Origin of the sequence: Marinoscillum luteum (assembly GCF_044005705.1) — a bacterium.
In the GTDB taxonomy this organism is placed as follows: Bacteria; Bacteroidota; Bacteroidia; order Cytophagales; family Cyclobacteriaceae; genus Marinoscillum; species Marinoscillum luteum.
Map to the genome: position 1 here is coordinate 180619 of NZ_JBIPKE010000020.1, position 13389 is coordinate 194007.

The 13389-nt window shown below is 45.8% G+C and carries 6 protein-coding genes; all 6 read right to left on the reverse strand.

Going from position 1 to position 13389, the window contains the following annotated elements; translation table 11 throughout:
- Positions 1-74: 74 nt before the first annotated feature.
- Positions 75-2447, reverse strand: coding sequence for a glycoside hydrolase family 31 protein (locus ACHKAR_RS18790; RefSeq protein ID WP_395418942.1), 2373 nt, complete (start codon positions 2445-2447; stop codon positions 75-77).
- Between the two features lie 58 nt (positions 2448-2505).
- The gene (gene galB / locus ACHKAR_RS18795) at positions 2506-4926 is read right to left on the reverse strand and encodes a beta-galactosidase GalB (protein WP_395418943.1); all 2421 of its coding nucleotides are present in this window, start codon (positions 4924-4926) and stop codon (positions 2506-2508) included.
- A gap of 11 nt (positions 4927-4937) precedes the next feature.
- Positions 4938-6449 (reverse strand): cellulase family glycosylhydrolase, encoded by a 1512-nt coding sequence (locus ACHKAR_RS18800; RefSeq protein WP_395418944.1) that lies wholly within the window; start codon positions 6447-6449, stop codon positions 4938-4940.
- A gap of 87 nt (positions 6450-6536) precedes the next feature.
- Positions 6537-8504 carry a hypothetical protein gene (locus ACHKAR_RS18805; protein WP_395418945.1) on the reverse strand — a complete coding sequence of 656 codons (1968 nt, stop codon included), beginning with the start codon at positions 8502-8504 and terminating at the stop codon, positions 6537-6539.
- A gap of 25 nt (positions 8505-8529) precedes the next feature.
- Entirely contained in the window at positions 8530-10116 is a 1587-nt protein-coding gene (locus tag ACHKAR_RS18810) for a RagB/SusD family nutrient uptake outer membrane protein (RefSeq protein ID WP_395418946.1), read from the reverse strand.
- A gap of 13 nt (positions 10117-10129) precedes the next feature.
- Positions 10130-13270: a SusC/RagA family TonB-linked outer membrane protein gene (locus tag ACHKAR_RS18815; protein ID WP_395418947.1), complete on the reverse strand. Its 3141-nt coding sequence runs from the start codon at positions 13268-13270 to the stop codon at positions 10130-10132.
- Positions 13271-13389: the final 119 nt, after the last annotated feature.

The window sequence follows — 13389 nt, forward strand, 5'->3', positions numbered from 1 at the left end:
GGATCAAAATAAAAAAAGGGAGTCAGCAACCAACCGACTCCCAGAGAAAACTACTATCCCATTGAACCAAAAAACTACAACGCAGACTTTTTGATGATGTACTTAATTTTATCCTTAAAAGGATCGGTAGTAAGCTTATAATCTTCACCAACCTTGGTCAGGACGATCTCTCCGATAGCATCAGCCTCTGGCGTATACAGGAGCCCTGCCGCTTTACCATTGGTCGAAAATACGCGCAACTCTAAAGTTTTCCAGTCAATCTCTTTGGTCGTTTGAGCCAGCTTGGCATGAGGAAGGATGGTGCCATCTCGAACCAACATCACTATGGGAATCTCTCCCACTTCCATAGTATGCCACCCACCAGGGTATTCCTTTTCCGTCTGATAGTCGATCCACAAACCGGGAGGAAGGTACACCTCACGAGAGGTGCCATTCTCCAGCAATGGGGCCACCAAAATATCTGCCCCAAACAAATACTGGTCGTCTACAAGCCATGAGCCCGGATCATCTGGATACTCCACGAAAAGGGCCCGCACCATTGGCAGTCCGTTTTCACTAGAATACTTTGCCTGAGTATAGATATAAGGCATCAACTCGTATCTCATGTTATCAGCAAGTCTGAAGGCATTCATAAAATCCTCCCCATATTCCCAAGGCTCCGTAGGTGGCTCGCCATGACTTCTCACATGTGAGGTGAGCATACCAAAAGGCGTCCATCGACGATAAAGGTCTTCTGGTGTAGTAGTAACAAATCCGCCAATGTCGTGTGACCAAAAGGAAAATCCTGACAACCCAAAAGACAAACCACCACGCAAAGTGGCTGCCATGGCTCCATTGGAAGTGGCTGCATCTCCACCCCAATGCACAGGGTATCTCTGACTCCCGGCCCAAGCACTACGCGCCCATATGAATGGATAACCTGTGACCTCTTTGGTGATGTCTGCCACAGCTTTGTTGTACCTAAGTGGATAAAGATTGTGTTCATAGAAGCCTGTTCTACCAGAATGATAAATTCCATTTGCCGGAGCGGCTTCACCAAAATCCACTTTGATGGCTCCTACTCCCTCGCGGAGGAGACTTGCTATTTTATCCTGGTACCAACTCACAGTCTGGGGATTAGATAGATCCATGACTGCATCTTCATAAGGAATGTTGCCCTTGCCATCCTTCACCGCCAAACCTTTGCTCACCAGTTCATCAAAGAGGGTGTTTTGAGGAGTGAAATAGGGCAACTGCCAAAGGCAAATCTCAAACCCCTGTTTCTTAAAATCGGTGATCATCCGAGGTGCATCAGGAAAGCGATCGGTGGGGAACTGATAATCACAGCGCCAATCTACACCAAACCAGCCTGTATCAAAATGAATAACGTCTGCCGGGATTTTATTTTTCCTGAGACTGGAAGCTACTTTTTTACCATCCGCTTCTGAGAAATAAGTGATCCGGCTCATCCAAAAACCAAACGACCAAAGCGGAGGCATGGGCGCTTTCCCTGTGAGATCCGTATATTCATCCAGAATGTCCTTCGGCTCACCGATAAAGACAAACAAATCCAATTCGTCATCGCCAATCATCATGCTATTGACAGAACTAAAATACTTTCCAAAATCACAGGTGATCGGTGTGGAATGATGCATGAATACTCCATATCCCCTACTGCTCATGTAAAAAGGCACAGGTTTATACATGGTTTCATTCTGCACACCATTGGCATCATCGGTCCATAGAATCACCTTCTGGCCTCGTTTATTAAATTCCTGGAACGACTCTCCACATCCAAAAATTTTCTCTCCCGGTGACAGCCCAAACACCGCATCCATACTTCTGGAGTAGTCTGAGGCTCGTCGCACATACGAAAATGGGGTGACAGGTGTGTAGGTATTCTTCAAATCATCCGTATGGATGGTCTGAGTAAGAAGCTTCCCCTTTTCATCATAGATATAAACATGCCAGGGTTTTTCTGTAATCAGAATGCGCCCAAACTCACTTTTATACTCGTGGCCAGAAGTCGTTTTGCTATACTTCCATGATTTCGTGTCGACAGGAGCAACACCCTCTACCAGCATCAGAGACTCTTCAGGCTTTCTATACTGAGGTCCGGACGTCATCCTGATTCGCACTGTACGAGCTGAAGTAAATTCAATGGAAAAAGGATGCTCCGGAGCTACTGCATACTCGGTGGTGGGGAATTCATTGGCTGATACGGGTACCAGGCGCATTAGCATATTATCAAACGCCTGCCTTGTGGCGAAATTATTCCGAATATACCTCACGGTTCCTTTGCCGGTAGCCGGATCGAAAGAAGTGAGGTCTTCAGCTAGAAAATAAGTATTTCTCAGGTCGGAAAAGTCCTTGCTGATATCTGGTGGCTCGTTCAAAATACCTGTATTCTGGAGTTGAGCATATCCTGAAAAGGTCAAAAACAGGAGTAGATACTTTAGTGTGTTCATTCTTTAAGCTTTATTAATGTTTAAATTCTTGAGTATGCCCTCAGGGATGGCACATCCTTCATTTGGCGGTGAGGATTTTGATAGTTGCCCCTTTCAGTCCTTCTCCCGAGGCCTGCAGTACTATCTCACCTGGAGATTCAGTACTTTGAACTATTGCCAGGCAAAGCCCGTGAAACGCTTTGCGATAGCTCGCCTTAAATGATTCATGACTCACGGGGTTTCCATTGTCCACCCCTATGATCTTACCGGGACCTTTCAGGTCAAAAGAAATCAAGTTATCGGCATATGGCACCAATTGGCCCTGCTTATCGCTGACAGTTACCGTCACAAAAGATAAGTCCTGACCATCCGCAGTGATCGAACTTCGATCTACTTTCAAGGCTATCTGATAAGGTTCATCCGCAGTTTGATTAATTACAGTCAATACTTCACGACCGTCTTTTCTGGAGACAGCCCTCAGTTCTCCCGGTTCAAAGGGTACTCGCCACATCACATGAAACTCCTCGTTCTTTTTGGTTTTCGCTCCCAGCGACTTACCGTTCAGGAAAAGCTCCACCTCATCAGCTTGATTGTAGTAAGCCCAAACATCTACCACCCGATCACTCTCACTCGCAGGTATGGTCCAGGCCGGAAATACATGCAGCATGGGCTCATCTGTCCATTCGCTTTGATACATATAATAACTGTCTTTGGGAAACCCCGCCAAATCCACTAATCCGAAGTAGGAACTTCTGGAGGGCCACTCGTAAGGTGTGGGCTCACCCAGGTAGTCAAAACCTGTCCAGATAAACATCCCAGACATGAAGTCATTCTTTTTAATAATCCGCCAGGTGTCCTCCTGTGTTGAGCCCCAGGGTGTACGCACATGGTCGTAGGCCGAAACTGTATTGCCAGGATTTCCTGATTCGAATTTCTGATCCCAGGCCAACGGCCAAATGCGCACACTATCAGAAGGCATGTCGTAATACCCCCTTGTGGCGAGTGATGAGTTGGTTTCTGTAGCAATGAAAACCTGATCGGGGAAATTCTCAGGAAAAGCCTCAAACTGCTCATGGTGGTAATTAAAACCCACCATATCCAGGCCTCCAAACCTGATCAACGGATTATCCGGGCTGGTGTCATTATTTGCTGTGGTAATGGGTCTGGAATCAAGGGAGCGAACGATAGCAGCCAACTCCCGGGCAATCACCCCCCCGGTGCTATCAGAGTGATCATATTGCTCCATGATCTCATTGCCAATACTCCAGGCGATGATACTCGGATGATTGCGATCCCTGCGGATGAAATCGCGCAAGTCACGCTCGTGCCAGTCTGCCCAGTACTGGCTATAGTCGTATTCAGTTTTCTTGATTGACCACATATCAAACATCTCATCCATCACGAGTAGTCCCATCTCATCACAAAGTTGTAGAACCTCCGGTGCAGGGGGATTGTGCGACGTTCTGATAGCGTTGACTCCCATTCCCTGCATGATTTCCAACTGACGCTCCATGGCCCGCTTATTAAATGCCGCGCCGAGTGCACCCAAGTCATGATGTAGACAGACACCTTTGATTTTAGTGGGTACTCCATTAAGCGAAAAGCCCTTTTGAGAATCAAAATCAAAAAATCTGATCCCAAAGGATGTCTCGTAAACATCCAATACCTCACCATCCGAGATGATGGTGGTAATAGCTCTATACAATTCCGGTGACTCCAAAGACCACAACTGAGGGTTCTCTATGACCATTTCTTGATTTTCCTCGGTCGATGCATCCCTCGGCAACCTCAAAATCCTTTTGGAAGATCCTACTTCGTAACCATTATCATCAACCAACGAGGTACTGAGCTGAAAATCTTGATCTACTGCGGACTGGTTGACTATGCTTGTGGTTACCACTACTTTGGCTTGATGAGCACTTACCTCGGGAGTGACCACATAGGTACCATACTGCGGCACATGTACTGGGTTGGTAGTCACCAGCCGTACATTTCTGTAAATCCCAGAGCCCGAATACCATCTGGAATTAGGCTGCTGACCATTATCAACCTTCACGAGAATTTCATTTTCCTTATCAAATCGCAGGTATGGGGTGAGGTCATACTCAAAGGAGATGTATCCATTGGGACGAAAGCCCAACAACTTACCGTTGAGCCATACCTGACTCATCTGATAGACACCATCAAACTGAATAAACACTTTTTTGTCACGAGATTCTTCACCTATTTCGAAAGACTTCTTATACCAACCAATACCACCAGGAAGGGCTCCTCCTCCTACACCTGCAGGATGGCTAGGGTCAAAACTCCCCTCAATACTCCAGTCGTGTGGTAGGTCGAGATTCCTCCACGGCTGGTTAGAGGAAGAATCTGTTTCAGAAAGGAGAAATTGCCAGTCATGATTAAAATCTTCGACCTTGCGACCTCCTTTTTCCGTTTGGCATGACATAACCAACGTGACCAGTAATGCCAGCCCGCATATTATTTTTATACTCTTCATTCGCTCAATTATCAATTCGCTGATATTATTGCCTGCAAGGCATCTTCATAAACCACTTCTCCACTATTTCTATTGAAAAGTCCGAATCCATTATTCCCCGTATACCCATTGTCCCAGTAGACTGGAATCATTCCATTGGACACTGCAGCGCGAGTAACGTAGGTGAGATAAGCATTTCGGGATTCTATATGTAGCTCATATGCTGAGTTCGGAAGCTCAGTGCGCAAAATCGCTCCGTACTCACCAAGTATCACAGGGTAACCCATATCAACAAAGTAGGTTTTTACATCTCCGAAGGCTTCATCAATCCAGTCCTGATCCCCCCAACCACTATGAGCGGCGTTGCCTGCATTTTCAGCACCCCATAGGTAAGTACTCCCATTCTCCTCCAGGGCAAACTGGTAAGGATCATAGAAATGCACCTCTACCATCAGTCGATCACCAATCTCATCTGCCGGAAATGAAAAATGCCGTACCCCGTAACCGATGTTGGTATTGTATGTCTGAACTACCAGGTGGCGATACGAATTACGCCCACCAGTCGCTCTCACGGCGTTCACGAATGTCTGATTGAAGGAGTTTTGAACTTCAGCATACTCGGTCGACGGTTCTCCATATTCTCCAGACATATGAACTTCGTTGGTACCGGCAAATAGCAGGTGATCATCATAATTTCTGAAAAACTTGGCTATCTGCTTCCACATTATCGCGATGCGGTCATTAATGTAATCCTGATCATCATAAGTAGGCGAATCCATCCAGCCACCATCCCAATGAATATTGATGAGCACATACATCTCATTATCCAAAGCGTAGTTGACCACTTCTTCCACTCTCAACTTCCACTCATAGCTTATGTGATATGTCTCCGCATCTTCCATTTTGTGGGACCAGGAGACAGGTATCCTGATGGTATTGAATCCAGCTGCTTTCACAGCATCAATCAGTGCTTTGGTCACCACTGGGTTGCCCCAGGACGTTTCTCCACCGGATAGTTCTCCGTTGTTCGCTGAAATCGCCTCCATCGAGTTCCCGAGGTTCCATCCGAGCCCCATTTCTTGAGAAAGCTCAAGAGAAGTCATATTTCTCATACCGCTGTTGTCAGGATCAACAAAGTCCGCTAGTTCTGGTTCTTCAGAGGTTGTGGTTTCTTCACCTGCCTGTTGTGTGACGGAGATGGTAATAGATTCTGCCTCCTGTGCCGACAGTTTGAAATCCAACTGACGCTGTTCTGTAGTCTCATTTTTATCGACTGTTATTTTCACTGTGGCATCACCTTTGGTCGATTGTAATGAAGCCCGCACCCAAGTGCCTGAAGGATACTCAAGCTTCCAAATGGCATTACTCGAAATGTTGATTTCCTCTACTCCTCCATCCGACCCAAAAGCCAGACTGGATTTATCTACACTAAGGTGCACCTCTCCTTCGTCAGGTTTTGGATCACCTTTTTCGGCACATGCGGAGAACTGCAGCAGCAGCAGCACCTTTACAGTTAATAATAAGTATCTAAAAACATCTATCATATACTCGTTTCTCTAACTCATCTCTCTAAAACATAAGAACAGAGTCGGGGTATAATCCCGACTCTGTTGATGATAACCGATCATCAATTATCCGTTATCAGGTACGTACACGTACGCCATCAAAAATTCATCTTCTCCGGACAGTTCAGCATCACGCAACACCTTGAGAATCATTACATTTTCCTCCACTCTCTGGATAGTTAAATCACCCCATTTTACCACAGCATAATCTCCAGTCCATGGGTGGAGTACCGGTACAGAAATCCGTAACTTATTCGCTTCCAGATCAAGAACCCATATACCCATCAGAGTCACTTGTTCGTCTGTAGAGAGCATATCACCATCCTGTGGCATCCCATTTCGGACCATCGTTTCTCCATCTTCCTCATACGTGTAAATACGCCTCCGCTGAAGTATCTCTACCGTACCATTTTCCATGAAAGTCATCTGCCCGTAATCCACATCTGCTTCACCAGCAGCGTAATGTTCACCAGGTAGCGGGTTCCATGACCAGGTGGCAAAATCAGAAAAGATAATTGGCCCTTGTTCTGCACCCCAGGTGGTGGTTACATCATAGGTTCTGTCACTGTCTATTTTCCAAGAAGTACTAGTCAAAATGCTTTTGATGGCATCTTCAGGGTCAGTGGCTCCTCCCCCTCCTGAGGCTTTCAAATGGATAGAGAGATACTCATCCTTGTCAGCAGCTTTTTGACCCAACCATATCCCGTTCACAGCGCCCGCAGTAGATTCAGCCATCAGGATTCTCAATTTATTATCGGCCGTGGTGCCAAATGTGAGCCACCCCCCTACACCAGAGAAAAAGGTAATAGCCTGACCAAAATCAATCTCATTCTTCTCATTCACGGTATAATTACCTTCGAAAGATCCTGCTCCGGTTTCAATTATATATTCGCCTTCAGCATCAGCTGTTTTAGTCAGCTGCATGGAAACTCCTGAGAATATGTCCGCATCATATGGTGGAGACCAGGTGGTAAAGGCAAATCCCTCTGGATCAGTACCTAATGTAGCTACTTCGTTCAACGCGGCTCCACCAAGGTCGTGCCAGTTGTATGGGTAAGCCAGATCGATGATCCATGTTTTAGAGGTCGACGTGTTAGTTGTCAAGTCTCCATTGGCATCACCATCGTATGGAGGCTCTGGATCACCCTCTTCTACAGGCACCCAGTTATCACTGTACTCTTTAGATAAATAGTTAAACACCAGCATGGCTGCTCCATCACAAGAGGTTTTTCTTAAGAACCCTAGTTGCATGTAGTCGTCAGTCAGCGAAAAGACCCGGGCTTTGCCCCAATCTTCCACACAAGCCTCATTGTTGGGGGTATGTAGAGCAGTTGCATCCGTGGAGTTCAGCGTGTAATTGTTGACATCCAGAAAAAACGTACCACTTTCGTTACCCCTGGCTGGAATCATTGGATGATTGGCCGTAAGGAATGCTCCTCCGTCGAGACTAAAAGTCATCTCACCATAGTTCCCCACATCAGCTACCCATTGGTTTCCGGGCCAATCAGGATTCCAGTTCCAACAGTCGCCACCTTCCACGAGGCATTCCCCTTGCCATCCATTATCCGCTCCATAGAAGTACATAGGGCCGAGGAAGTACTTAGAAAGACCATCTTCATTTAGGTCCAGAACCCAGGTTTTTGACTCTCCCACCCCACCAGTCAGTGTGTTCCAAAGTGGGTCATCCACATAGGAAAGGTTCATAGTGGTGATCTCGAGGGTGGTGGTGTCACCAGCCACAAAGCCTCCAGATGCAGAAATGTTATAGATGAATTGATAAGAACCAGAGAATGGTAGCCTCACCGTATCCTTTACTTTGGTAGATCTTCCCATAGGAGTCACCCACATTGGGATGGCTCCGGGAGTTAAACTTTCCAAAATCACCATATTAGGATCATCAGGATTTTGTGTCACTTCATATTTGAGCGCTGAAGATGAAATCAAAGAGTCCAATTCAGGCTCATCCATCTGACAGCCCACGATAGAGAGCATGACAGCCAATGCTAATGAAAATATGTTGGTTAAATTTTTCATGTCGATTATCATTTAGATTCCTTAATTACCATCCCGTATTTTGCTTCAGCACTCCACTCGAAAGCGTAATCTGAGAGTTTGGTATCTGCATCAGTCCTTTGGTTTCTATAAATTTGGCTGTAGTGATTGTTTTGGGCTCCACTACCCCGGCATTAGTAACCGTGGTTGATTCTTCTATGGCCTCTGCAGCTGTATCTAATCCTTGCCGTAGCAAATCGTAATACCTGATCCCTTCGAGGGCAAACTCCAAATATCTCTCCTTCATGATACTTACCGGAGTTACGGCCAATGGTGTGAAATTGTCTCCATAAGCCCGTTGACGCACCATATCCAAGTAGGTCTGAGCATTGCCACTTCCAAGCTCGGCAGCCATCAGCAGTACATCGGCATAGCGAATGGATACATAGTCCTGAAATTGTCCAATCATGAAGTTGGTGCCTCCCATTTCCACGGCAACACTATTTCCATCCATATCAGACATTGGGGTGTACTTCTTATTGGCGTACCCTGTGTATTCCCTTTGACGATCCAAATCAAAGTCGAGTCCCTCATCTTCTACAGAAATGATGGAAGCTATCTTTCGAGTATCGGTATCAGCGTAAGCATTCCATAGCTTCGGGTTTACGGTACCTCCTCCCCAGCCATTGCCGTAAGGGTAGAAAGACTGCTCTCTTAAACCGTACATCACGAGCCAATGATTGCCATCCGTATTTCCATTGTAATCGCTGGTGAATGTGTACTTAATTGCAAAAACTGTTTCCTTATTATCCTCACCAGCATAGTTTTCCACAGAAGCTGCAGGCCATAGGTTGGCAAAGTCTTCGACCAAACCGAAACCTCCATTCGTGATCACATCTTCCACATAAGAAAGTGCCTGAGACTGGTTTACAACCCCAACCAGATCAGTCTGATCATAATATCCCGTATAGAAAAGATATACTCTACCCAAAAGAGCCTCTGCTGCCCACTTAGTTACTCTTCCATAAGTCGCTGGATCCTGGGAGGTGTATGGCAGACTGCTTAGGTTCTCAATTGCAAAAATCAAATCCCCAGCTATCATTTCGTATACATCCGCCGGATCAGCCTGGGGCAGGTTTTCTGTAGTAGGTTCTGTGATCAAGGGAATGTTACCCCACATTCTGACCATGTCAAAATAGAGGTACGCTCTGATGAAACGTACTTCAGCTTCGTATATCGTCTGAAGGTTTTCCTCAGTGCCCCATTCGATTTGGTCCATTTTGGACAACAGCACGTTGCATCTGTAAACAGCTCTGTAATAGGCTGTCCAGTTATCTCCGTACAGGTTTTGATAAGAAGGTGCTAATGAAACATCAAAATGATCAATTGCCTGGAAGTTGTAGGCGTCACTCGCCCCAGTACCGCCAAAGCAATTATCTGACATGACCTCTGCTGCAAGTGGAAGTGCCACTCCTCCAGCCCAAACGGTCTGGAGGCCGTCATAGCAACCTACCAATGCTGTGTAAGCATCTGATGGTGTTTTATAATAGTTTGCATCTGTCACAGTGGTGAGTGGTTCTGTAGACAAGAAGTCCTCACAACTGACCATCCCCAAAGTGACGATTGAAATGATTATTAGTTTTATCGTTTTCATTTTCGAATTCCTTTTAGAATGACACATTTAGACCTACCATGTATGTTCTGGGTCTTGGGTAGTATCCCAGATCGACACCTGATGAAAACCGGTCTGTTGATCCATTATCCAGCCCAAAGCCTACCTCAGGATCCATACCATTGTAACTAGTGAATGTGTAGAGGTTCAGAACTGAAGCATATAACCTCAGCTTACCAAAGCTCTCACTGGGTATCAGTTTCCCAAAGTCATAGCCGATGGTTATGTTATTAATTCTCAGGTAGTCTCCGTTTTTCACATACAGATCTGAGAATTCAACCCAGTTAGAAGCGTTTTCCGTTACGCGAGGTACGCTGTTGGACGTTCCTTCACCATGCCATCTGTTAAGAATGTCAGATGTATAGTTGGCGTATGGATTTGAATGATCGCGGTATGACTGAACAATTTGGCTACCGGCTACTCCAGATCCAAGCACTGACAAATCAAACCCATGATACTCCAGTGCCACATTGAGCCCAAAAATGAAATCAGGGTTTGGATTACCTATTTCCTTTCGATCCCCATCATCGATTACGCCATCTCCATTCTGATCGACATATCGTACATCACCGGGCTTTGCTGCAGGCTGCACCAGCTTTCCCTCCTGGCTTTTATGCGCCTTTACCTCAGCTTCATTTTGGAATATCCCGTCAGTTTCTAGCCCCCAAAAGAATCCAATAGGATAGCCACTTTGTGCTCTGTAAAACTCCAGAGAATTGGCAAATAATTGATTAGTTGCTCCGTGCACGATACCATCGCTGGTGGGGATTTCGCCCACCTTGTTTTGATTATAGGATCCATTGACACCAACCGTATAATTCAAATCGCCAAAGCTGGAGTTGTAGGTAAGCGCCACCTCAATACCTGTGTTGATCACATCGCCACCATTAATGTAAGGGGCATCCGCACCGGCTGTGGCCAGCACAGGGGCTACAATCAGCCAGTCTTTGTTGGTCTTCTTATACCAGTCCACACTCAGGTTTAACCCCCCATTGATCAATCGGGAATCGAAACCAATATTGATTTGTTCGGCAGTTTCCCACTGCAAAGCAGGGTTGGCCAGTCTACTCGGATATGCTCCTGAGGTGAGTGTGCCTTCCGTATTTCCGAAGATATAGTTAACATTTTGGGTACTTATGGGAGCCAGGTATTGATAGGCTCCGGCGTTTTGGTTTCCCACCTGCCCCCAGCTACCTCTGAGTTTCAAATAGCGAACCAGGCTGCTAGAGCTAAGGAAACCCTCCTCACTGAGTATCCACCCGGCACTTACTGAAGGAAAATATCCCCACTGATTGCCATGGGCAAAACGTGAAGAGCCGTCTGCACGGAAGGTCGCATTTAGGAGGTATTTCTCACGGAAGTTGTAATTCAGACGACCGAAGTATGACAACCTGTGATCCGGGTCGTTTCCGCCACCATTGATGTTGATATTGGCCCCATCGGTATTTGTGGTATTGTTGATATAGGCATTCTTTAGCCCTACAAAAACAGCATCTCTATTGGAGGTGTACATACTCGAACCCTGAAACTGGTAAACAGATGACCCTACCATGAAGGAAATCCCATGATCGGCCAAATTCAGATCATAACTCGCCCAGTTGTCCCAAAGGATTGACCTTCCTTTGGAAAGGCTCTGCCCTACCTCTGTATAATTTCTGAAAGCGTATATAGACAACTGATACTCCGGTGCATACGAATGACCCTCATTAGCGTAGTAATCCAAACCAAATCGGGTTTTAAAACTCAGCCCTTTGATAGGCTTCAATTCAGCATAGATATTCCCCAGGAGCTTTTGTCCATTTCCTTCACTTTGATTGTTAATCATCATATTGGCGTATGGATTGGCCTCCCCATTGTACCAGGTAGCATTGCTATTGTCCCAGTAGTTTCCAAGTGAATCATACATTGGCACAAATGGACTCGTATTAAATGCTGATCGCAAGGTGTTGTTGTATTGGTTGCCAACCCCAATACCTCTGGTATTGGTATAAGCCATAGACAAGTTTTCACCTATCGTGAGGATTCCGTCAAAAAGTCTTCTTTCTGAATTGATCCTGAATCCGTAGCGTTCATAATTGGAAACCTCTCCTCCCCCTACTATGCCTTCCTGACTTGTGTAAGAAACCGAAGATGAAAAGTTGGATACATCAGTACCCCCACTAAAACCAAGCACATAATTTTGAGTAAGGGCATTGTTCACAAACATCTCATCCATCCAATCACTATTGGCATTAGCTGCCAATGAATCAATTTCTCCTCCGTTGAAATAAGGTAGTTTACCTGAGTTGATAGCTGCTTCGTTCATGATAGTGGCATACTCTCTTGCATTCAGCATATCTGCTTTTCTAGCCACATTCTGTACTCCATAGTATGAGTCAAATGTGACTCTGGACTGTCCGGCTTTGCCCTTCTTGGTGGTGATCAGTACCACACCGTTTGAAGCTTGTGAACCATAGATAGCAGCTGATGCAGCATCCTTCAATATATCCACCGAGGCAATATCCGCAGGATTCAGGTATGATATATCCCCGGTCAAAACCCCATCTACCACGTATAAAGGGCCAGTTCCACTAAGTGATCCAGCCCCTCTGATAACCACTCTCATCCCGGAACCTGGCTGACCAGATGAAGATGACAGTTGAACACCTGGTGCCTGTCCCTGAAGACCCTGAAGTGCGTTGGTAGTACTTAGCTTTTGAATGTTCTCTCCATCCACCCTCAGATTCGCTCCAGTATTTAGAGCCTTTTTCTGAGTACCATACCCTACTACCACAACTTCCTGCAAACTCGACACATCTAGTGTTAAATTGGCATCTATTACAGCTTGGGCGCCCACTGTAAATTCCAGGTTTTGATACCCCACAAATGAAATTACCAAAACAGCATCTTTACCGACATTGAGATTATACCTACCCTCAACATCGGTGACTGTACCATTACTGGTCCCTTTTTCTAACACCGTGGCACCAGGCAATGATTCACCCGTTTCTGTGTCTCTAACTACACCGCTCACTGTGCGATCCTGTGCTATGGCTGAGCTACCAAAAAGCACAAGGCTTAGACATAGCAGAGACTGGAAAATCATTACTGAAAGACCGTCTCTCCATTTCTCACGCTTCATGTAATTGTTCTTCATACTTATTGCGTTAATTTTATAATTAGGTGGATTCTGTTGAAGAGTCTTTAATTTGACCATCCTCCAGAGCGCGTTGATTAAACTATTCCCAATTTTAAATCGAATAAATCCTGAAGGCG

Bases quoted from the DNA above. Each gene is read 5' to 3' on its own strand.
- ACHKAR_RS18790 (WP_395418942.1), bottom strand. From the start codon at position 2,447: ATGAACACACTAAAGTATCTACTCCTGTTTTTGACCTTTTCAGGATAT.
- galB (WP_395418943.1), bottom strand. From the start codon at position 4,926: ATGAAGAGTATAAAAATAATATGCGGGCTGGCATTACTGGTCACGTTG.
- ACHKAR_RS18800 (WP_395418944.1), bottom strand. From the start codon at position 6,449: ATGATAGATGTTTTTAGATACTTATTATTAACTGTAAAGGTGCTGCTG.
- ACHKAR_RS18805 (WP_395418945.1), bottom strand. From the start codon at position 8,504: ATGAAAAATTTAACCAACATATTTTCATTAGCATTGGCTGTCATGCTC.
- ACHKAR_RS18810 (WP_395418946.1), bottom strand. From the start codon at position 10,116: ATGAAAACGATAAAACTAATAATCATTTCAATCGTCACTTTGGGGATG.
- ACHKAR_RS18815 (WP_395418947.1), bottom strand. From the start codon at position 13,270: ATGAAGAACAATTACATGAAGCGTGAGAAATGGAGAGACGGTCTTTCA.